Genomic DNA, 20,930 nt, shown 5'->3' with positions numbered 1-20,930 from the left:
TCCCAGTGTTAGGCTTGCGCGGCCCGCCTCAAGGCCAGGCCGCTGCGCGGGCGCTCACGCGCGCCTTGACCCGCGCCACCCAAGCGGTTTTAGGCCGCGTCAAGTGCGGTGATGATGGCACCAAAATCAGCCGCCTTGAGGCTGGCGCCGCCCACAAGCGCACCATCCACATTGGACACAGCAAAGATTTCTGCGGCATTGCCCGGTTTCACAGAGCCGCCATAGAGCAGGCGGATCGCATCGCCGACGTCAGAACCGAACCGGGCGCCGAGCTCCGCACGCATGAAATCATGCACTTCGCCAATCTGTTCCAGCGTTGGCACCTTGCCGGTGCCAATCGCCCAGATCGGTTCATAGGCGACCACCAGTGTTGCGCCGCTCACATCGTCAGGGATTGAGCCCGCCAATTGCGCGCCAATCACGTCCAGTGTCTGATTTGCCTCACGCTCTGCGAGGCTTTCGCCCACACAGACCACAGCGATCAGCCCGCCTGCCAGTGCTGCTATGGTCTTGGCGTTAACATCCACATCGGTTTCGCCGTGATCTTCGCGCCGCTCGGAGTGGCCAAGGATCACATGGCTTGCGCCTGCGTCTTTCAGCATCTCCGCAGAAACATCGCCGGTGTGGGCACCGCTTGTGTTGGCGTGACAATCCTGACCGCCAATGTCCAAGGCCCCCCCGGCAGAATCAGCTGCGCGTGAAATGAGTGTGGCAGGGGGGCAGATCAGCACGTCTGTCTGGTTGCGCGCGCCCGCGGCTGCCAGTGTTTCAAGCTCCGCCAAAGCTGTGGCGGTGCCGTTCATTTTCCAGTTTCCTGCTGCCAGTTTGCGACGCATTCCTGCCCCTCCGTTTATGACTTGATCTGTGCAATGTTAGCGCAAGTCATGAGAGTATGGGCAGGCTACGTCAAGCGCTCAGGTGAGTTTTGGCGCACCATTTGCCGCCACCTGCTCAGCCAGCTCGTCCATGTCTTTGAACTTGATGGATTCCCCGCAGCCACAAGCGTCTGCGACATTGGGGTTGTTGAATTGAAAGCCGCTTTCCAACAGGGAAACGCGATAATCAATCTCTGTTCCGAACAAGAACATCTGCGCCATAGGGGCGATCATCACGATCGCACCGTCCTGCTCGACCACTTCGTCGTGCGGGTTGGTGTCGGTCACGTAGTCCATGGTATACTCCATGCCAGCGCAACCGCCTTTTTTCACGCCAATGCGCAGACCGGCGTGGCCCTCTTTGGCCATCAGTTTAGAGATCTGCTTGGCCGCAGATTGGGTCATGGTGATCGCTTGTTTTCCCGGAATGCCAAACATCAGCTTTCCTTTCTAAGCTTTTGCAAAGTCACATAAAGCCCAGCTCGAGCCGCGCTTCATCGCTCATCATTTCCATACCCCATGGCGGGGACCATACCAGCGCCACTTCCACCGTGCGAATGCCACCGACACCTGCCACCGCTTCTTGGACCCAACCGGGCATCTCTCCGGCGACCGGGCAGCCTGGGGCTGTCAACGTCATGATCACGTTCACATCGTTGTCGTCGTTGATCAGGATCGTGTAGATCAGGCCAAGGTCGTAGATATTCACCGGGATCTCAGGATCATACACGCTGCGGCATGCCTCCACGATCTGGTCGTGAAGCGGATGATCCGTGCTGGAGGGTTCAATCAGAGGGGTGCCTTCGACAGGGTCAGGAGCTTGTGTCATGGATGTCTCAATCAGTTTCTGACAGAATATATAGGGATGGGGCGTTGCGGCGTCTAGCCTTTGCATACGGCACGTCCTGTGCGCCAGTTGTCCCACTCATACCTTCTCATCAAAGTCGAATGACTTCTGCGTGACTTGCGCCATTTATGGCAAGTTTTAGCCATTTTTGTGGAATTTTTTTTATGTCTTGGGTACGGTGCCGCGTGGTGAATGGTAATGGGAGTTAAATATGTGGTTTTTTTTGAAAGCCTTTTTTGCCAAGAAATTTTATTTCAAGTCTTGGAAAATCAAACAAAATAACGATGACGACAATTGCTACGAATGCGAAGATGGTTCTCCTGCGGAATTGAAAGCCGCTTTTATTGAGGCATCAAACGCATTTCTGGACGATGTGAATTGGTGCAATTTTTACTACAAAAAGCACCAGTTCCTGAAAGAGATTGAGCAGAAGTTCTGCGTCGGACCAGCATTCGAGGATGAAGCGACCAAAGAAGCATTTCTTCAGGAGGTCAAAGACTGTCTGTCGTCAAAATGGTACGTGCTGTGCAACAAAGACGAGTTGCGTGACATGTTGACAGAGAAATTCTGCGATATTGTCGACAACGGTGTCGATCCAACGCTTGATCCTTGCCCGATGGGCCCACCGCCCAACGGCACCGATGTGATCAGTGGGTTGATTACCAATGACGACATCGAAGTGGCTGAAGGCTTTGCTGCCACCATCGCGGGCAACGAAGGCAATGACACCATCGAAGGCGGGGACTACGCAGACTTCATTCTCGGAAACACCGATGAGGATCTGATCTTTGGTGGATGCGGCAACGACACCTTATTTGGTGGCACTGAAAGTGACCGCGTCTTTGGTGATGAGGGCAATGATTCCATAAACGGCGACATCGGGGACGATATTGTCGACGGCGGCATTGGGGATGACATCATTCAGGGTGGCACCGGCAGCGACGAGATGTTTGGCGACGAAGGGGCTGACGCCTTTGTCTTCACCGCCAGATCGCAAGCCGACGCTGCGCTCGATCAGATCATGGACTTTGAAGAGGGCATCGATACCATCAATTTCCGTGGCATCAGCTCTGGTCAGGTGAGCGTTGCACAAAATGGCGCTGACTGCCAAATTCTGATCGACGGCGCTTTGGAAATTATAGTGCTGCAATCCACAGCAGCCTCCGTTGACAGCGCTTTCGTTTTTGAGTGATTGACCGACCGGACCCAAAAATTCTGGACCAAAAAAGGGGCCCTCGGAACGGGGGCCCCTTTTTTATTATCTGCCTTGAAAGCGTTGATTAAGGGTCGTTGATGTCAGTATCAAAGGTTTTCACCTGACCTTTGGGCAGAGCGAACACACGCCTTAGGATCAACCATGCAGCCAGGCTGAGCGCAGCAAAAATCAACAGCAGCATCGGCACCGACAACAGCTTGAGCGGGCCGATCAAAGCAAGGCCGACCACTGCAGCAGCAATTGCAAATCCCAGAAAGACAAAGCCCGGCGCCAACACTTCCAAAATTGCGAGCACAAGCGCAGCTGCAAGCCAGATCCACCATGTCGTCATCAGGTCGGGCATGCTTTATCCTTTCAACAGCTTGAAAGCGTCGCCAAAGGCTTCAATCGCCGCCGCTGGCAAAACGATGGTCTGTTTGCCTTCTCCGTTGCCGAGCGCATTGAGCGATTCCACCTGTTTCAGGGCCACCTGATACTGCGCTGCCTCGATACCATTGTCCTTGATCGCCTGAGCGACAACGCCGGTGGCATAGGCTTCGGCTTCCGCTTCAATCCGGCGTGCTTTGGCGGATTGCTCTGCGGCGTAAAGCTCCGCATCCGCCTGCAGCTCAACAGCGCGCTTTTGCCCCTCAGCTTCTGTCACCTGCGCACGGCGCGCGCGTTCGGCGTTCAGCTGTTGCAGCATGGCATCCCGTGTGGCCTGGTCGAGGTTTACATCGAGGATTTCCGCGCGCGTGACCTCAATCCCCCAGTCATCCACCGCGGTCTCAACGCTGCTTTGGATAGAAGCAATCAGATTGGCACGGTTGGATTGCACTTCGTCCAGATCCATTTTGCCGATCTCGGCGCGCACAATACCGGCCACCGTTGTGGCAATGGCCCCGTCTACATCGCGGATCCGGTAAACCGTCTTTTCTGGTTCCAGAATGCGGTAAAACACCGAGGTATCGATCTGCACCAGCACGTTGTCTTTGGTGATGGCGTCTTGGGTTGCGTTGGGCAGCTGGCGTTCCAGAATGGAGATCTGGTGGCGAACCACGTCCAGAAATGGCACGATAAAGTTGATCCCTGGCCCAAGCACCGAATGCAGGCGGCCAAAGCGTTCGACCACGTGTTTTTCCGACTGCGGCACGATGCGCACGCCTTTCAGAACGACGATGATCAGGAAAATCGCGCCTAGTATCAGGACGATGTTTTGGGAAAGTAAGCTTAGTACCAGCTCTTCCATTGGGTCTATGTTCTCCAAAAAATGCTTGGGTTTCTATGGTTTAGAATATGGGAACTGCAGGGTGTTTTACAACCCAAACACAAGCGCGTAAGGAGGGGGAGAATGCGCGAAATGTTCCCCAATGAAGGTGTGTGATGACAGAGAAAGTCTCGTTCTCGCTTAAGGCTACAGATGGCAAAGCCCGCACAGGTGTGATCGACACGCCGCGTGGTGAAATCCGCACCCCTGCGTTTATGCCTGTGGGCACCGCCGCAACGGTGAAAGCCATGATGCCTGAAAGTGTGCGCGCCACTGGGGCGGATATTTTGCTGGGCAACACCTATCATTTGATGCTGCGCCCCACGGCAGAGCGGATTGACCGTCTCGGAGGTCTGCACAAATTCATGAACTGGGAGCGCCCCATTCTCACTGACAGTGGCGGTTTTCAGGTGATGAGCCTCGCCGGTCTGCGCAAGCTGACGGAGAAGGGGGTCACGTTCAAAAGCCACATCGATGGCTCCAAACACGCGCTGACCCCTGAGCGCTCGATGGAGATTCAGAAACTTTTGGGCAGTGACATTGTGATGTGTTTTGACGAATGCCCAGCTTTGCCGGCGGATCGGGACCGGATTGCTGAAAGTATGCGGCTGTCCATGCGCTGGGCGCAGCGCTCACGCGACGCATTTGGCGATCGGCCGGGCCATGCGCTGTTTGGAATCCAGCAGGGCGGGCTGGAGCAGGACTTCCGCGAAGAGAGTGCTGAAGCCCTTAAAGAGATCGGCTTTGACGGATATGCCGTTGGCGGTCTTGCAGTGGGCGAAGGGCAGGAGGCGATGTTTGGCTGTCTGGACTATGCCCCGGATATGTTGCCGGTGGACAAGCCGCGCTACCTGATGGGCGTGGGCAAACCGGACGACATCGTCGGCGCGGTGAAGCGCGGCATCGACATGATGGATTGCGTGCTGCCGTCCCGCTCTGGCCGCACGGGGCAGGTGTTTACCCGTCACGGCGTGGTGAACATCAAAAACGCGCGTCACGCCGATGATCCGCGCCCACTGGATGAAAACTGCAGCTGCCCTGCCTGCAGCAACTATTCCCGCGCCTACCTGCATCACGTGTTCCGTAGCAACGAGATGATCTCAGGCATGCTGCTGACATGGCACAATCTACATTATTTCCAAGACATCATGCAGGGCATGCGCGATGCCATTGCAGCAGGTACTTTTGCGGCTTGGGAAGCGGCTTTCCATGCCGGGCGCGCGCAAGGTGACATTGAGCCTTTGTAAGCCCAGAAAATGCAAACCGATTGAGCCCTCGCAACCTGCGGGGGCTTTTTGGTTGGGCTTGGCGCTGCTTTGGTAGGAATGTCTATAACTCCCCCCAAAAACCCCGCGAAAAAACGCCTGTAGGGCGCCTTTCCGCCTTGTTCCTCACCTTCTGTAAAGGCATTGTGTGCTCCAACGAACAAAAAGCTGTTGAAAGCAGGGGGCACGCCCCCCAAATCAATAAGCCGAGGAAACGGAAAGTGGCCGGGTGGCTGCCTCATGGAGGGGCCAGTGTCGCTTTGCTAGAACAAGGAATACTTATGCAAGATCCTCTCAACACATCCTACCCCGTTCTGCCGTTGCGCGACATCGTGGTTTTCCCACATATGATCGTGCCGCTGTTCGTGGGCCGGGACAAATCGGTTCGCGCGCTCGAAGAGGTGATGGCCGATAACAAGCAAATTCTGCTCTCCAGTCAGATTGACCCTGCAGAAGACGATCCCAACATCGACGGTATTTATCGCACAGGTGTGCTGGCCAATGTGCTGCAGCTACTGAAGCTCCCCGACGGCACCGTTAAGGTGTTGGTCGAAGGCCAGAGCCGCGTGACAATCACCGACTTCTTGGAAAACGAGGACTTCTTTGAAGCCACCGCTGAGCCACTTGAAGAGCTGCCCGGCGACGCCGCCACCATCGAAGCGCTGCTGCGCTCTGTTGGCGATGAGTTTGAGCGCTATGCCAAGGTTAAAAAGAACATCCCCGAAGAGGCGCTCAGCGCGGTTGAAGAAGCCGCTGAGCCCGCGCGTCTGGCTGATCTTGTGGCGGGGCACCTCGGCATTGAAGTGTCTGAAAAGCAGGAGCTTCTCGAAACCCTGTCTGTGAGCGAACGTCTGGAGAAGGTCTATGGCCTGATGCAGGGCGAGATGAGCGTTCTACAGGTCGAGAAAAAGATCAAAACTCGCGTCAAATCTCAGATGGAGAAGACCCAGCGCGAGTACTATCTGAATGAGCAGATGAAGGCCATTCAGAAGGAGCTGGGCGACGGCGAAGAGGGCGAAGGCGAAATTGCCGAGCTTGAAGAGAAGATCTCCAAAACCAAGCTCTCCAAAGAGGCCAAAGAAAAAGCCGACGCAGAACTCAAGAAGCTCAAGAACATGAGCCCGATGAGCGCCGAGGCCACCGTGGTGCGCAACTATCTGGATTGGATGCTCTCCATTCCATGGAACAAGCGTGGCCGCGTGAAGAAAGATCTCAAGGGCGCGCAAACCGTGCTGGACAAGGATCACTATGGTCTTGAGAAAGTGAAAGAGCGCATTGTCGAGTATCTCGCAGTGCAACAGCGCTCTTCTAAGCTCAAAGGCCCGATCCTCTGCCTTGTTGGCCCTCCAGGTGTGGGTAAAACCTCGCTGGGCAAATCCGTTGCGAAAGCGACGGGTCGCGAGTTCATCCGCATCAGCCTTGGCGGCGTGCGCGATGAAAGCGAGATCCGTGGCCACCGCCGGACTTACATCGGCTCCATGCCGGGCAAGATCATTCAGGCGCTGAAGAAAGCGAAAACCACCAACCCGCTGATCCTGCTCGATGAAATCGACAAGATGGGGCAGGATTTCCGTGGCGATCCGGCCTCTGCGATGCTCGAAGTGCTCGATCCAGAGCAGAACGGCACCTTTGTGGATCACTACCTTGAGGTGGAATACGATCTCTCTAACGTGATGTTCCTGACCACGGCGAACTCCTACAACATGCCGGGCCCGCTTCTGGACCGGATGGAGATTATTTCGCTGGCCGGTTACACCGAGGACGAAAAGCGTGAGATCGCGCGTCAGCACCTGATCGACAAACAGATCAAGAACCACGGCCTGAAAAAGGGCGAGTTCGAAGTCTCTGATGAGGCGCTGCAAGAGGTGATACGCACCTATACCCGCGAAGCGGGCGTGCGGAACCTTGAGCGTGAGCTGGCGAAACTGGCGCGGAAATCCGTTACCAAAATTGTCAAAGGCGAAGAGGAGACCGTTTCGGTCACCGCTGAAAACCTTGATGACTTCTTGGGTGTAAAGAAATACCGCTACGGTCTGGCCGAAGAAGAGCATCAGGTGGGCGTTGTCACCGGTCTGGCCTGGACCAGCGTCGGCGGGGATCTGCTGCACATCGAAGGTCTGAAACTGCCCGGTAAGGGCCGGATGAAAACCACCGGTAAGCTCGGCGATGTGATGAAAGAGTCCATCGATGCAGCAAGCTCTTATGTGCGGTCCATCAGCCCGCAGATTGGTGTGAAGCCAACGGTCTTTGACAAGATCGACATCCACGTGCACGTGCCAGATGGCGCCACGCCCAAGGATGGCCCCTCTGCGGGTCTCGCCATGGTCACTTCGATTGTGTCTGTGCTGACCGGCATCCCTGTGCGCAAAGATATCGCCATGACCGGCGAGGTCTCTCTGCGCGGCAACGCGATGCCGATTGGTGGCCTCAAAGAGAAGCTGCTGGCGGCGCTGCGTGGCGGCATCAAGACGGTGCTCATCCCACAGGAGAACGAGAAAGATCTGGCCGATATTCCTGACAACGTGAAAGACGGTCTGGAAATCATCGCAGTCAAACACGTCTCCGAAGTGCTGAAGCTCGCGCTAACGGAAGAGCCCGAAGCCATTGAGTGGGACGAAGCGGCAGAAGAAGCTGCCGCCGCAGCCCTCAAGAAAGAAGAGGCCGCAAGCGCCCGCGCGCATTAAGCGACCGCAATAGATATTTGAAGGCGCGTCAGGAAACTGGCGCGCCTTTTTGTTGGTCAACTACATTCAATTTTAGGAAAAAACCGAACGATTTTAACAGGGTGTCGGGGGGCTTTGGCCATCCTTCATTAATCATATTCCGGCATCTCAAAGGGGCATTTTACATCAGGAGCCAGAATGGAACCTCAAACACGACTCGGCCTTGCACGGCTGACGAAGATGGCCTTTGACGGAATCGATTTGATGCCGCTGCGGGCAGAGCTGCTCTCCAAGTCCGAGCAGAGCGAAGACACCGATGGCATTTTTATGGACCTTTCGGTGATTGACCAACTCCACGGCAATCAGGAAGAGGGCCTCAAGTGGCAGGCCAAGGCGCTTGAAGGCCACCGCATGTTCTCCATCAACCGCCGTGAAACCGCACAGCCTAAGCTTCTGGTGTTTGCTGAACCCAGCCATGTGGGCGGCAACACGCCCATCGAATTCTTGCTGGAAACCTCCGATTTTGAGATCATCACCTACTATCCAGATCTCACACCCGGCGCACAGAATGTGCTGCCAGAGCATGATGTTGCCTTCTGCGCAGTTCCGACTGATTCCGAGATTGCACAGCCGTTCTTTGAAACTGTGCGCGCTCTGACCGCGCAAAGCGGTGTTCCCACCTTCAATCTGCCTGATGGTGCTGTTGATCTGGATCGCGATGTGCTGGCGCAGATCTTCCCTTTTGTGCGTGGCTTGCGCTTCCCCAAAACCACACGGATCACGCGTGATGCACTGATTTCCGCGCTGGTTGCGGGCGGTGAAGAGGCGGCGCTGTCAGAGGTCGGAGGATACCCGTACATCATTCGCCCGGTTGGTTCTCACGCAGGGCTAGGCCTTGAGAAAGTCGACGACCGCGACGCTCTGGTGGATTATCTGTTGCGCCAGCCATCGCAGGATTTCTTTGTGTCTGAATATGTGGACTATGCGACCGCTACCGATGGTCAGTTCCGTAAGTACCGGATCGTTTTCGTGAACGGCAAAGCTTTCCCCTGCCACATGGCAATCGCCGATCAATGGGATGTGTGGTATCTCAACGCCCACATGGATCAGCATCCTGAAAAGCGTGCAGAAGAAGCCGCGTGGATGGAAGGTTTCGATGCCGATTTTGCACATCGCCACGCCCATGCGTTTGAGGCGCTGACCACCGGGATCGGGCTCAACTACTTTGGCATCGATTGCGCCGAAGACACCGACGGAAATCTGGTGGTGTTTGAGGCCGACAACGCTCTGATCGTGCACGACATGGATTCAGATGCGATTTTCCCGTACAAAAGCAAACACATGCATCGGATCTTCGAGAATTTCGAAGCCATGCTTGCCAAGACGTCCGACATGACTGGTGCAGGGGCAGGGGCCTCAGCACACTGACGAGACCGAAAGCTGAGACACACAGCGCGTCACATTTGTGGCGCGCTTTTTCATGTGCGATGTGCATGTTGCCTGAAGAGCGGCCACGCCGCGCAAAAAAATTGGGGGGCGCGAGGCCCCCCAGTTTCGCCATTCAGGCTCACTCTATGTACCGCTCGATGTTTTTTGCCTGCGGCCTGAATGTCGTCGGAACGAGCGCACCCGCTCCGGGTCTCTCCTCTGTCACCAGACAGCGACAGCGGGGTATTTCGTCGGGGGCAGTGGCCCCCTACCCAGGTCCCCCCGGGATCTCCTTATGCGCCCTGTTTAGGCGCGACGTTGGCTCGCGGCGTACAGCAGCTGTTCCGCGTAACCTGTGTCCGTATCTTGCTGCGACGCGGCGGCTTCGCCACCAAGCAGCTTCTGCTTTGCGCCTTTGCGCACCTCTTTGGCCCATGCGCGCCGAACGGAAATCCGCCCAACCACGGCAATTTCTTCCGTCATCGGTTTTTCAGCCGGGGTGATCTCTCGAACCTGGGCCGTTGCGTCTTCGGATCGAAGGCTTCTGCGCTTCGGTGTCGTCACGGTATTCTCCTTAGCTGCAGCCGCTTGTCGCGCCGCAGGTGTTGCATTTCATGCAGGTGCCGTTGCGCACCAATGTGTAGTTGCCACAGTCGCCGCAGGGGTCGCCCTCATAGCCCTGCATCTTGGCTTTGGATCTTGCGTCCATTGTCAGTGTCGCTACAGAGCCAGAGGCAGGCGCGCTGGATGCCACGTCAGACAGGCCAGCACCAGTGGTTTCCGGTATAAGGGCGTTCAACTTTTGGATAGGGTCCCCCAGGTCTGGCGAGACCCCGCCACCGCCATTCAAAACCACAAGTTCTTGCGGCAAACGTTTGCGCAGATACCCTGTCGAGGAAATCTGTTTGAGCACTTCAAGCGAGCGGTTCGCCGCGCTTTCGCTCAGTTCGGAAACATTGGAAACGCCTTCTTCCTCACCACGGCCCATGTCATCAAAGCTGGTGCCTTCTGGTTTGATATGCGCGAGGTCTGTGCGGTCAAGGTAGGACACAGCCAGCTCACGGAAGATATAATCCAGAATGGAGGTGGCGTTTTTGATGCTGTCATTGCCTTGCACCATGCCCGCAGGCTCAAATTTGGTGAAGGTAAAGGCATCCACAAACTCTTCCAGCGGCACGCCATATTGCAGGCCAACGGACACAGCGATGGCGAAGTTGTTCATCATCGCACGGAAGCCAGCACCTTCTTTGTGCATGTCGATGAAAATCTCACCCAACGCACCGTCCGCATATTCCCCGGTGCGCAGATAGACTTTATGGCCACCCACCACGGCTTTCTGCGTATAGCCCTTGCGGCGCTCAGGCATCTTTTCGCGGCCACGTGCCACTTCTTTGATGACGATTTTCTCGACAATCTTCTCCGCCAGAACCTGTGCCTTTGCAGGCAGAGAGCCTGTTTCCAGAACCTCTGCGGCATCATCATCGTCTTCCACCAGCGCTGCCGCCAGTGGTTGGGACAATTTAGAGCCGTCACGATATAGCGCATTGGCTTTGATGCCGAGCGACCAAGATAGCTCATAGGCCTTCTGACAGTCCTCAATGGTGGCGTCATTGGGCATGTTGATCGTCTTGGAGATCGCGCCGGAAATGAAGCTCTGCGCCGCCGCCATCATGGTGATGTGGCTGTCCACCGACAGGTAGCGCTTGCCCTTCTTGCCGCAGGGATTGGCACAGTCAAAGATCGCGTAATGCTCTTCCTTGAGGTGTGGCGCCCCTTCCAGCGTCATGGTGCCACACACGTGATCGTTGGCCGCCTCAACATCGGCTTTGCTAAAGCCGAGATGCGCCAGCAGCTCAAAGGACGGATCGTTCAATTTCTCCGAAGAGATACCCAGCACATTTGTGCAGAACTCTTCACCCAGGGTCCACTGGTTGAACACAAAGCGGATGTCAAAAGCAGAGCCCAGAGCCGCCTCGATCTTGTTGATCTCATTGGCGGTGAAACCATGCCCGATCAGCGTGGTATGGTTTATGCCCGGCGCATTGCCAATCGTGCCGTGCCCAACCGCATAAGACACGATCTCTTCGATCTGCGCCGAAGAATAGCCCAGCTTTTCCAGCGCCGCCGGCACAGAGCGGTTGATGATCTTGAAGTAACCACCACCCGCGAGCTTTTTGAACTTCACCAGCGCAAAGTCAGGCTCAATTCCGGTGGTGTCGCAATCCATCACCAGCCCAATGGTGCCGGTGGGGGCAATCACAGAGGTCTGCGCGTTGCGATAGCCGAATTTTTCCCCCAGCGTGATCGCCTCGTCCCAGCTCGATTGTGCCAGCGCGACCAGCACTTGGTCTGGGCAGTGCGCCACATCCAGCGCCACAGGTTTCACCGCAAGCCCTTCATAACCTTCGGTTTTGCCATAAGCCGCGCGGCGGTGATTGCGCATCACCCGCAGCATGTGTTGGCTGTTGCGCGCATAGCCGTCAAAGGCGCCCAGCTCACCTGCCATCTCCGCAGAGGTGGCATAGGCCACACCGGTCATCAGCGCCGTCAGCGCGCCGGTCAGCGCTCGGCCTTCGTCACTGTCATAGCTCAGGCCCATGTTCATCAACAGACCGCCGATATTGGCATAGCCAAGGCCCAGCGTGCGGAAATCATAGCTCAGCTGCGCAATTTCCTTGGAAGGGAACTGCGCCATGGTCACAGAGATTTCCAGCGTCACCGTCCACAGGCGGGTGGCATGCATATAGTCCTCTGCCTGAAACTTACCGTCCTTCAGGAAAGTTAGTAGATTCATGGAGGCCAGATTGCAGGCGGTGTCGTCCAGGAACATATATTCAGAGCAGGGGTTGGAGCCGCGAATCTCACCATCTTCTGGGCAGGTGTGCCAGGCGTTCACAGTGTCATGATACTGGATGCCGGGATCGGCACAGGCCCACGCGGCGTGGCCCACATCTTCCCACAGCTTGCGCGCTTTGATGGTTTTGGCAACGGCCCCGTCGGTGCGGCGGATCAGCTCCCAGTCCTCATCGTTCTCAACCGCCTTCAGGAAGGCGTCGGTCACACGGATCGAGTTGTTGGAGTTCTGACCAGCGACCGAGGCATAGGCCTCCGAATCCCAGTCGGTGTCATAGGTTGGGAACTCAATGCTGGCATAGCCCTGCTTGGCATAATCCAACACGCGCTTGATGTACGTCTCCGGGATCATAACGCTTTTCGCGTCACGGATCGCCGCCTTCAGACCTGCGTTGACCTTGCTGTCATAGGCATCAGCCTCCGCGCCATCCCAGGCTTGGATCGCCGCAAAGATCGCGTTGAGCTTCTGCTCATGCATCTTGGAGCCGGCCACGATAGAGGCAACCTTCTGCTCCTCTTTGACCTTCCAGTTGATGTATTCTTCAATATCCGGGTGATCCGCATCCACGATCACCATTTTGGCAGCACGCCGGGTGGTGCCACCAGATTTGATGGCTCCGGCCGCACGATCACCGATTTTCAGGAAACCCATCAGGCCCGACGACTTGCCGCCGCCAGAGAGGGATTCGCCATCTGCGCGCAGCGAAGAAAAGTTGGTGCCGGTGCCAGAGCCGTATTTGAACAGCCGCGCCTCGCGTACCCACAGATCCATAATGCCGCCGTCACCCACCAGATCGTCGGCCACGGACTGAATGAAACAAGCATGTGGTTGCGGATGCTCATAAGCCGATTTGGATTTGGTCAGCTTGCCGCTTTTGTGGTCCACGTAGTAATGGCCCTGGCTTGGCCCATCGATGCCGTAGGCCCAGTGAATACCAGTGTTGAACCACTGCGGAGAGTTTGGCGCGGCGCGCTGGGTGGCCAGCATATAGCGCATTTCATCGTAATAGGCGCGGGCGTCATCTTCTGAGGTGAAGTAGCCGCCTTTCCAGCCCCAATAGGTCCAGGTACCCGCCAGACGGTCAAACACTTGCTTGGCGCTGGTTTCGCCGCCAAGTTGCACGTCTTCATTGGCAGGCACAGAGCGCCACAGAAACTCAGGCACATCCTTCTCACGCACCTTGCGCAGCTTGGTAGGCACGCCGGCTTTGCGGAAATATTTCTGGGCAATCACATCAGAGGCAACTTGAGACCAGCTGGCCGGAACTTCGATGTTCTCAAGTCGGAACACGATGGTGCCGTCAGGGTTACGGATTTCCGATTCGGTGGTCACAAAGTCGAGGTCCGCATATGCGTCCTGTCCGGTCTTGGTGAAGCGCCGTTGAATCTTCATGCCTGCCTCGTTCCCAGTTCCCAAATATCCGCCGCACCCGTCCTGAGTGCGCGCTGCCTGTGCGCCATAAAAACAAACCCTTCAGCCCTCGCAGAGGGTGGCTTCAATCAGGCACAGAGAGAGTGTTCGCACCGCCACACTAAATGTGGTGCCGCTAAAGTTGCCGAAATTGGCATTGATCCCGTCTTGTCCCTGCTGCCATGAGCGCCACTATATCTAGTGTGTTTCTTTGGCTGCTCCCACAAACTGGCGTAAGATAAGGCGATCGGTCAACGACTTTATTTACAAAAAAGTAGGATTTTATCGGTTGACCAAATCGCTGCCACAGGCCGTTTTTACACGTCCTGCGATTCCTCCACAGAAGGTTAATAAGACCTTAACGCAAGGGGGGCTGCTCTAAGATCTTGATAATTCTGCACGAAATTGTGAGTGCGACGTGATCGTCTTGGTTTATGCGCTATATGTAGCGTTGGGCCGTGCAGGGCCGGGCATATTTTGCGTTTTGCTGCGTGCTGCGGCGAGAGGGGTAGTTCTTAACTTAACAAAACAATAAAAGCCACCCGGGGGCGGCTTTCTTGGTCAATAAAGCGGCGCTTTAACTTAGGCTGCCGAGTTGGTGTTGGCCGGTTTGCGCGCAGCTGTCCGCTTGGGGGCGGCTGCATTGGCATCAATGAAGTCGAGAACAAGAGGGCGGATATTGTTGCGCCAGCTTTTGCCCGCAAAGATGCCATAGTGCCCGGCGCCCGGCTCAACATGGCTTGCTTTCTTGCTGTCTGGCAGACCGGTGCACAAATCCAGTGCGGCGACACATTGCCCTGGCGCGGTGATATCGTCCTTCGCACCCTCAACAGTTTTGATGGCAACGGTGGTGATTTTGCCGATATCGACCGTACGTCCGTTCACGACAAACTGATTCTTGGCGATCTCGTTGTTTTTGAAGATTCGCTCCACAGTTGTGAGATAAAACTCTGCGGTCATATCCATCACCGCAAGATACTCATCATAGAACCGGTTGTGAGAATCGTGGTCAGACGCCTCACCGCGCGTCACGCGCAAGATCTGATCGGAAAAGGCTTTGGAGTGGCGCTCTGCGTTCATCGACATGAAGGATTGAAGCTGCAGGAGGCCCGGATACACCATGCGCCCAACGCCCGGATATTTGAAGCCAACCCGCTGGATCATGGTTTCCTTCAGCTGCTCCATGGTCACGCGATGGCCAAAGTCGGTCACCTCGGTCGCGGCGGCTTCCGTATCAATCGGGCCGCCAATCAAAGTCAGGGAGCGGGGCTGCGCCTCCGGATCTTCTTCCGCCAGATAGGCTGTCGCCGCCAGGGTCAGCGGCGCTGGTTGGCACACGGCCACCACATGGGTGTCCGCACCGAGGTGCTTCATAAAATCGACAAGATAAAGCGTGTAGTCTTCAACATCGAATTTCCCCTCGCTCACAGGGATATCGCGCGCGTTATGCCAATCCGTGATGTAGACTTCGCAATCCGCAATCAGGCTTTTAACGGTGGAGCGCAACAGGGTCGCATAGTGCCCCGACATCGGCGCAACCAACAGAACTTTACGTTTCATGGGTTTGCGGCCGGACACCTCAAAATGGATCAGATCCCCAAACGGGCGCTCGATCAGCGTGTTCACATTGACAAGATGGTCCTTGCCATCCTCACAGGTAAAATTGTGAATGCCCCAGTCCGGTTTCACCACCATCCTCTGAAAGGTGCGCTCCGTCACCTGACCCCAGGCCGCCATCCATTGCAGGGCCGGGTTCGGGATCATTGCCATCGTTGGATAAGACGCCATCGCCGAAGCCGTCGCCCCCAACCATTGGTTGGTGTTGCGCATGGTCTCCATAAAGTCATACGTGGCCATGTACCGCATGTGTGTGTTCCTTACCTTGGGGTATCCAGAAAAGTGTTTCCCCATTAGTATTACAGGGGCGGATATCATTATGCTGCGTAGCAGCAAGGTTAAGGCGAATGTATTAATATGACAACAAATGAGATCGAAACGGGCGAAAAATTGGATCGTCTGAATGCCAACCTCGCAAAAGTCGAGGCGTTGTCGCTAAAGCTCGCAGAGGTCATGGCGCGTCATAAGCCCCTGAGAAATGAGCTAAATGCACCTGAGCCTGAGGTCTTTGTGAATGCTGCCACTGCCTATTGGCAGGGCATGATGGAAAACCCCGGGAAAATCCTCGAAAACCAGCTCGATCTGTGGAGTAAGTCGGTCAAAAGCTTCGTGGATGCGCAGAATTTGATCTTAAAGGGCCAGTTTGCTGCACCGCAGGACGATACGCCAACCGACCGTCGATTCTCCCATCATTTTTGGCAGGATCATCCGTACTTCAACATGCTCAAACAGCAGTACATGCGCAACGCGGAGGCCATCAAAATTGCGGTCTCCGAGCTTGAGGGGTTGTCCGCCAAGGACAAACAGCGGATCGACTATTTCTCGCGCCAGATCATCGATATGATGTCGCCTACAAATTTTCTGGGCACCAACCCGGAAGCGTTGGAGCGTGCCGTTGAAACAGAGGGGCAGAGCCTCGTTGATGGTCTGGAAAACCTGATTGCGGATCTGGACGCCAACAATGGCGAACTTCTGGTAAAGCTCGCGGATGAAAGCGCCTTTGAGATTGGCGGCAACATCGCCACGGCGCCGGGCAAGGTGGTCTATCGCAACCGTCTTTTCGAACTTCTGCAGTTTTCCCCCACCACTGATACCGTTTACGAAGTGCCGCTGGTGATTTTTCCGCCGTGGATCAATAAATACTACATTCTCGATCTGAAAGAGCAAAACAGCCTGATCCGGTGGGCGGTGGCGCAGGGCTACACGGTCTTTGTGGTCAGTTGGGTCAACCCGGATCGCAGCTTGGCGGATGTGGGGCTGGATGACTACATCGAGGAAGGCTTTCTGGAGGCAATCGCACAGATTAAAGAGATCTCCGGGCAGCCACAGATCAATGCCGTTGGATACTGCATTGCGGGCACCACCCTGCATTTGACGCTCTCGCTTATGAAAAAACGCGGCGATGACTCACTGAAGTCTGCCACGTTCTTCACGACCCTGACGGACTTTGGCGAGCAGGGCGAATTCACCCCGTTTCTGCAAAACGATTTTATCGACGGTATTGATGAGGAGGTCGCAGAAGAGGGGATCCTGCGCTCTTTTATCATGCAGCGCACCTTCAGCTTCCTGCGCTCCAATGATCTGATCTACACGCCCGCCATCAAAAGCTATATGATGGGAGAGGCGCCTCCGGCCTTTGATCTGCTGTATTGGAACGGCGACGGCTCGGGCCTGCCGGGCAAAATGGCGCACCAATATTTGCGCGACCTGTGCCAATCTAACAAATTTGTGGGTGAGGGCCTCCAGATGTGCGGAGAAACCCTGAAGATTTCAGATGTGGATATTCCCACCTGCTCAGTCACATGTGAAACGGACCACATTGCGCGGTGGAAAGATTGTTATTGCGGCTATCAACAGACCAAAAGCCGCTCAAAGACCTTCATCGTTTCGCAGTCCGGTCATATCGCTGGCATCGTGAACCCGCCCAGCAAAAAGAAATATGGCCACTACACCAACACCAAGCTCAGCTTATCTGCCGATGAGTGGATGGAGCAGGCGACGTTTCATGAGGGGTCGTGGTGGCCGCGTTGGGATGCATGGTTGTCCAAAAAATCAGGCAAGCACATCGAAGCGCGCATGCCCGGTACAGCGTCGCATCCGGCTCTTGGCGACGCACCCGGTGACTACGTGCGCAAAAAAGCGCTGAAATAAAGGCGGTTTGGCAGGTTTTTGCTGCAATGCAGCAGAAAAAACTTGAAATGCTGCATTGCAGCATGCATATTGCTTCCAGAGACTAGACGCACAGCCCACATTCCCTGCTTTCTTACTCGGGCTGTTATTCAATTAAGGAACTGGAACAATGGCCAAAGCAGCACAGGATGTAACTGCAATGTTCAAAGACGTGATGGGCTCTTTCCCTGTCGACACCACAGCTTTTGAAGACGCGTTCAAAAATTCTGCAGCGCTCAATGAAAAGCTGACCGCAGTTGCGCTGGGCGCCGCTGAGAAATCTTCTGAGATTTCTTCCAAGTGGACCAAAGACACCCTGTCCAAACTGGGTGACATGTCTAAAGCCAAAGAAGAGCCAGCTGATTACGCCAAGGCGCTGACTGATTTTGCCTCCGCTCAGGCAGAAGTTGCAGCCGAGAACATGGCGGCTTTTGCCGAAGTGGCAAAAAAAGTTCAGATGGAAACCGTTGAGTTGTTGATGTCTGCGGGCAAGGACGCCACCGAAGAGGCGACTGCAGCTGTCAAAAAAGCCACCTCTGAGGTGACTGCCGCTGCGAAAAAAGCGGCAGCAAAATAAAAACTAAGCAAATTTCGCGCCCCTCCTCCTCCCCGAGGCGCGGTTTGCAAGGGCAGGCTTCAGGCCTGCCCTTTCTTTTTGTTTTGCACTCGCATAGGCTTTTTCTGCACTGCAAAGAAAAATGGGGAGATGGACGTGGGCGAGGACAAGAAACCACTGCTGATCAAACGGTACGCCAGCCGGCGGCTCTACAACACCGAGACCAGCGATTATGTGACATTGGAAGACATCGCCGGTTTCATCCGATCTGGGCGTGAGGTTCAGATTGTCGATCTCAAAAGCGGGGACGACCTGACGCGTCAGTACTTGCTGCAAATCATTGCGGAGCATGAAAGCCGCGGCGAAAACGTACTGCCTTTGAATGTGCTGAATGATTTGGTGCGGGCCTACACCACTCAGGCCACCTCGATGGTGCCGCAATTCTTGCAAACCTCCTTTGACATGCTGCGCGAGGGCCAGGAAAAAGTCATGGAAAGCATGGGGGGCGGCATGAAGATGCCGGGCCTGGAGGCGATGCAGGCGCAGCAAGAAGCCTTCATGAAGGCCATGACCGGCGGCATGGGATGGCCGAGCGGGCCAGCGCAGAGCGCAGATGACACGCGCGAAAGCGCCGAGGGCGAAGAACTCGATGACATCAAGAAACAGCTGGCGGAGCTTCAGGAAAAACTTTCCAAGCTCAAATAAGCGGATCAGCTCCGGTGCCGCAGTCACCGAATCTTTGTGCGCACAGCTTGGGTTGTGCGCATATATTGCGTCTGATTTGCGAATTTTCTGTTGTTTTTGTCATTGATTCGCTACGCTCAAGGCGTCGAGCAGACCAATGAGGAGCCAGTATGGCCAAAGCCACAACAGGAAAAACCAGCCGCAAACCGACCACTGCGCGGGCGAAAACAACCAAAACCAGAGCGCGCGCCACAACCACGCGCAAATCCAGTGCAAGCCTGAAGGACGCAAGCGTTTCTGACGCGGCAAAGACGGCCGAAACCACGTCCCCTACGCCATCCGACACCACAGAAGCGCTCCCAGTCTTGCGCAAGCGAGAGCTGATCGAGGCGGTTGTGATGCGCTCGGGTGTGAAAAAGCGCGATGTAAAGCCAGCTGTGGAGGCCGCACTCGCGATTCTCGGGGAAACGCTTGCCGCGGGGCAGGGGCTCAACCTGCCTGAACTTGGCAAACTCAAGATCCAGAACAGCAAGTCGGTTGATGATGTGCAGGTGGTAAACCTGCGTTTGCGCCGTAAGTTGGCAAGCACAGCGGCACACGATCAAGAAAGCGAAAAAGAGGGGCTTGCAGAGCCTGCTGAGTGAGGATAGAAGCCGCGCTACCGGGTGATTAGCTCAGTGGTAGAGCGCTTCGTTCACATCGAAGATGTCAGGAGTTCAAATCTCTTATCACCCACCATTTACCTCCGTTTCTTGCGCAAGAATCACTTGAAGTTCGTCGCGTAATTACCTGACTTATCACTAAAAATGGCGCTTCTTAAAGCGCCATTTTGTCTTTTTCCGCTGTGCGTGTCTCAGCGCGCCAAAATGCGCAAACGGCTTTCAAACTCACCGCGATCCACATAGCACCCATGCAGGTGTCGCCGCCCCGTATTGGGATCAAACGCAGAGCGCCCATGCAACACACGGCGGTTGTCAAACACAACCATTTCGCCCGCTTTCAGTTTCAGATCTAAGACGTATTTGGGATCACGCGTCATCGCCATAAACATCTGATAGGCACGGTAATAGCGCGCCATCTGCTCCGGGGCGATGTCCAGAAAATCCGCCAGATGCGCATTGAAGCAAATCTCAATCACGTCACCGTTGTCATCGCAGGTGATCACGCGTTTGCGGGCACGAATGTCGGTGGTTTCATCATGAAACCGGAAGGGGATTGAGATGTCACACAAGGCCGCAAACGCATCCGGATCCATAGTCTTCAGATCTTCGGCCACTGCATAGCCATCACAGAACAGCGATTCTCCACCCTCTGCCTCATTGGCGAGACAGTGCAAAAACTGAAAGCCCGGGGGCAGTTCCTGATTTGTCAGATCGGTGTGCAGCGGCAAGGCCACCGGCGTGTAGGCCAGGTTGTTGGGATTCGGTTTTGATTTCACCTCAAACGTCACCCCAAAATTGGTTTCGCGCAGAAAACCAATCCGTTTTGCCACATCCATTCCGGCCTCAGTGCTGTCCGCCAGCCCCTCAATGATGCTCAGGCCATACTGGCGTGTCGCAACCAGCCAATCCTGCAGCGCGGCATCTTCTTGCATGACAGGCCCCGCAAGGGCGCGTGGGATGCCCGCTGCGGACAGATTGCTGCGCCAGGAGATAAAGCCCGTGTCCGCGGCATCGGCCGCACGCTGGCCGGGGCGATGCGCACGCAGCCAGGCCAGATCATACAGGCTATCGCCTTGTTCATCTGCCCAGCTGACTTTGAGATGGGATTCAATCTGTTCGGCGGACTCCGCTTTGATGTCGAGCGCAATCGCCGTGAGATCGGTCAGGCGTTCCTGCGTTTGCGGGTGGAAGCCGGCCGGATCATTCTCGCGCAACCAGATAAAAGGGAAATCGCCAACGGTGTCTTGGTCCCAGGTGAGGCGCACAAGGGTATCTGCCAGTTCAATCTGAACCGGCGCACTTGGAGTCTGAACAGTCATAATGACCTCTTTTTACTGAGTTATGTAAGTATTGAGCTCAGGCAAAAGAGGGCGGAGGCCACCAGTCATATGCCTTTTTGTACGGATGGCCCGGTCTGCGGCCCAGAAGGGCTGGAAAA

17 protein-coding genes and 1 tRNA gene are annotated in these 20,930 nt (G+C 55.6%); 9 read left to right on the top strand and 9 right to left on the bottom strand.

Annotation, left to right across the window (positions count from 1 at the left end; all coding sequences use genetic code 11):
* Positions 1 to 89: 89 nt before the first annotated feature.
* From tpiA to J7413_RS07985, 3 genes are all read right to left on the bottom strand, one after another.
* A complete protein-coding gene (tpiA, locus tag J7413_RS07995) occupies positions 90 to 836 on the bottom strand; it encodes a triose-phosphate isomerase (protein WP_209097544.1) in 747 nt (248 codons plus the stop codon).
* Between the two features lie 78 nt (positions 837 to 914).
* A complete protein-coding gene (locus J7413_RS07990; protein ID WP_209097543.1) occupies positions 915 to 1,313 on the bottom strand; it encodes an iron-sulfur cluster assembly accessory protein in 399 nt (132 codons plus the stop codon).
* Positions 1,314 to 1,341: 28 nt separating this feature from the next.
* Positions 1,342 to 1,704, bottom strand: a complete 363-nt coding sequence (locus tag J7413_RS07985; protein ID WP_209097542.1) for an SUF system Fe-S cluster assembly protein — start codon at positions 1,702 to 1,704, stop codon at positions 1,342 to 1,344.
* Positions 1,705 to 1,933: 229 nt separating this feature from the next.
* On the opposite strand from J7413_RS07985, the gene J7413_RS07980 reads away from it, so the two are divergent.
* Positions 1,934 to 2,914, top strand: a complete 981-nt coding sequence (locus J7413_RS07980) for a calcium-binding protein (protein ID WP_209097541.1) — start codon at positions 1,934 to 1,936, stop codon at positions 2,912 to 2,914.
* Between the two features lie 88 nt (positions 2,915 to 3,002).
* Here the strand turns inward: J7413_RS07980 and J7413_RS07975 are convergent, their stop codons facing one another.
* Positions 3,003 to 3,281 (bottom strand): hypothetical protein, encoded by a 279-nt coding sequence (locus J7413_RS07975; RefSeq protein ID WP_209097540.1) that lies wholly within the window; start codon positions 3,279 to 3,281, stop codon positions 3,003 to 3,005.
* Between the two features lie 3 nt (positions 3,282 to 3,284).
* Positions 3,285 to 4,166, bottom strand: coding sequence for an SPFH domain-containing protein (locus J7413_RS07970; RefSeq protein WP_209097539.1), 882 nt, complete (start codon positions 4,164 to 4,166; stop codon positions 3,285 to 3,287).
* A 134-nt stretch (positions 4,167 to 4,300) separates the two neighbouring features.
* Here J7413_RS07970 and tgt point away from each other — a divergent pair, with 134 nt between their 5' ends.
* The 3 genes from tgt to J7413_RS07955 all read left to right on the top strand — a co-directional run bounded on the left by tgt (position 4,301) and on the right by J7413_RS07955 (position 9,540).
* Complete coding sequence (tgt, locus tag J7413_RS07965; RefSeq protein WP_209097538.1) at positions 4,301 to 5,431, top strand: tRNA guanosine(34) transglycosylase Tgt; 1,131 nt, start codon at positions 4,301 to 4,303, stop codon at positions 5,429 to 5,431.
* A 299-nt stretch (positions 5,432 to 5,730) separates the two neighbouring features.
* Positions 5,731 to 8,133 (top strand): endopeptidase La, encoded by a 2,403-nt coding sequence (gene lon / locus J7413_RS07960; RefSeq protein WP_209097537.1) that lies wholly within the window; start codon positions 5,731 to 5,733, stop codon positions 8,131 to 8,133.
* Positions 8,134 to 8,310: 177 nt separating this feature from the next.
* Positions 8,311 to 9,540, top strand: a complete 1,230-nt coding sequence (locus J7413_RS07955) for a hypothetical protein (RefSeq protein ID WP_209097536.1) — start codon at positions 8,311 to 8,313, stop codon at positions 9,538 to 9,540.
* 306 nt (positions 9,541 to 9,846) lie between these two features.
* Here the strand turns inward: J7413_RS07955 and J7413_RS07950 are convergent, their stop codons facing one another.
* From J7413_RS07950 to phaZ, 3 genes are all read right to left on the bottom strand, one after another.
* A complete protein-coding gene (locus tag J7413_RS07950; RefSeq protein WP_209097535.1) occupies positions 9,847 to 10,104 on the bottom strand; it encodes a hypothetical protein in 258 nt (85 codons plus the stop codon).
* A gap of 10 nt (positions 10,105 to 10,114) precedes the next feature.
* Complete coding sequence (locus J7413_RS07945; RefSeq protein ID WP_209097534.1) at positions 10,115 to 13,786, bottom strand: vitamin B12-dependent ribonucleotide reductase; 3,672 nt, start codon at positions 13,784 to 13,786, stop codon at positions 10,115 to 10,117.
* 600 nt (positions 13,787 to 14,386) lie between these two features.
* Complete coding sequence (gene phaZ / locus J7413_RS07940) at positions 14,387 to 15,670, bottom strand: polyhydroxyalkanoate depolymerase (protein ID WP_209097533.1); 1,284 nt, start codon at positions 15,668 to 15,670, stop codon at positions 14,387 to 14,389.
* Between the two features lie 108 nt (positions 15,671 to 15,778).
* Between phaZ and phaC the strand changes: the two genes are divergently transcribed.
* The 5 genes from phaC (at position 15,779) to J7413_RS07915 (ending at position 19,568) form a co-directional block, all read left to right on the top strand.
* Positions 15,779 to 17,572 carry a class I poly(R)-hydroxyalkanoic acid synthase gene (gene phaC / locus J7413_RS07935; protein WP_209097532.1) on the top strand — a complete coding sequence of 598 codons (1,794 nt, stop codon included), beginning with the start codon at positions 15,779 to 15,781 and terminating at the stop codon, positions 17,570 to 17,572.
* Between the two features lie 148 nt (positions 17,573 to 17,720).
* Entirely contained in the window at positions 17,721 to 18,167 is a 447-nt protein-coding gene (locus J7413_RS07930) for a phasin family protein (RefSeq protein WP_209097531.1), read from the top strand.
* 135 nt (positions 18,168 to 18,302) lie between these two features.
* The gene (gene phaR, locus J7413_RS07925; RefSeq protein ID WP_209097530.1) at positions 18,303 to 18,851 is read left to right on the top strand and encodes a polyhydroxyalkanoate synthesis repressor PhaR; all 549 of its coding nucleotides are present in this window, start codon (positions 18,303 to 18,305) and stop codon (positions 18,849 to 18,851) included.
* 149 nt (positions 18,852 to 19,000) lie between these two features.
* Entirely contained in the window at positions 19,001 to 19,474 is a 474-nt protein-coding gene (locus tag J7413_RS20505) for an HU family DNA-binding protein (RefSeq protein WP_247743399.1), read from the top strand.
* A 19-nt stretch (positions 19,475 to 19,493) separates the two neighbouring features.
* Positions 19,494 to 19,568: transfer RNA gene (locus J7413_RS07915), tRNA-Val, on the top strand.
* Between the two features lie 115 nt (positions 19,569 to 19,683).
* On the opposite strand, the gene J7413_RS07910 is transcribed toward J7413_RS07915, so the two are convergent.
* Entirely contained in the window at positions 19,684 to 20,811 is a 1,128-nt protein-coding gene (locus tag J7413_RS07910; protein ID WP_209097529.1) for a TauD/TfdA family dioxygenase, read from the bottom strand.
* Between the last annotated feature and the right edge of the window lie 119 nt (positions 20,812 to 20,930).

This window comes from Shimia sp. R10_1 (assembly GCF_017744095.1).
Lineage (GTDB): Bacteria > Pseudomonadota > Alphaproteobacteria > Rhodobacterales > Rhodobacteraceae > Shimia.
The sequence above is the reverse complement of the archived record's forward strand: the minus strand, read 5'-3'. Positions and strand labels throughout refer to the sequence as shown.

Bases quoted from the DNA above. Each gene is read 5' to 3' on its own strand.
- tpiA (WP_209097544.1), bottom strand. From the start codon at position 836: ATGCGTCGCAAACTGGCAGCAGGAAACTGGAAAATGAACGGCACCGCC.
- J7413_RS07990 (WP_209097543.1), bottom strand. From the start codon at position 1,313: ATGTTTGGCATTCCGGGAAAACAAGCGATCACCATGACCCAATCTGCG.
- J7413_RS07985 (WP_209097542.1), bottom strand. From the start codon at position 1,704: ATGACACAAGCTCCTGACCCTGTCGAAGGCACCCCTCTGATTGAACCC.
- J7413_RS07980 (WP_209097541.1), top strand. From the start codon at position 1,934: ATGTGGTTTTTTTTGAAAGCCTTTTTTGCCAAGAAATTTTATTTCAAG.
- J7413_RS07975 (WP_209097540.1), bottom strand. From the start codon at position 3,281: ATGCCCGACCTGATGACGACATGGTGGATCTGGCTTGCAGCTGCGCTT.
- J7413_RS07970 (WP_209097539.1), bottom strand. From the start codon at position 4,166: ATGGAAGAGCTGGTACTAAGCTTACTTTCCCAAAACATCGTCCTGATA.
- tgt (WP_209097538.1), top strand. From the start codon at position 4,301: ATGACAGAGAAAGTCTCGTTCTCGCTTAAGGCTACAGATGGCAAAGCC.
- lon (WP_209097537.1), top strand. From the start codon at position 5,731: ATGCAAGATCCTCTCAACACATCCTACCCCGTTCTGCCGTTGCGCGAC.
- J7413_RS07955 (WP_209097536.1), top strand. From the start codon at position 8,311: ATGGAACCTCAAACACGACTCGGCCTTGCACGGCTGACGAAGATGGCC.
- J7413_RS07945 (WP_209097534.1), bottom strand. From the start codon at position 13,786: ATGAAGATTCAACGGCGCTTCACCAAGACCGGACAGGACGCATATGCG.
- phaZ (WP_209097533.1), bottom strand. From the start codon at position 15,670: ATGCGGTACATGGCCACGTATGACTTTATGGAGACCATGCGCAACACC.
- phaC (WP_209097532.1), top strand. From the start codon at position 15,779: ATGACAACAAATGAGATCGAAACGGGCGAAAAATTGGATCGTCTGAAT.
- J7413_RS07930 (WP_209097531.1), top strand. From the start codon at position 17,721: ATGGCCAAAGCAGCACAGGATGTAACTGCAATGTTCAAAGACGTGATG.
- J7413_RS20505 (WP_247743399.1), top strand. From the start codon at position 19,001: ATGGCCAAAGCCACAACAGGAAAAACCAGCCGCAAACCGACCACTGCG.
- J7413_RS07910 (WP_209097529.1), bottom strand. From the start codon at position 20,811: ATGACTGTTCAGACTCCAAGTGCGCCGGTTCAGATTGAACTGGCAGAT.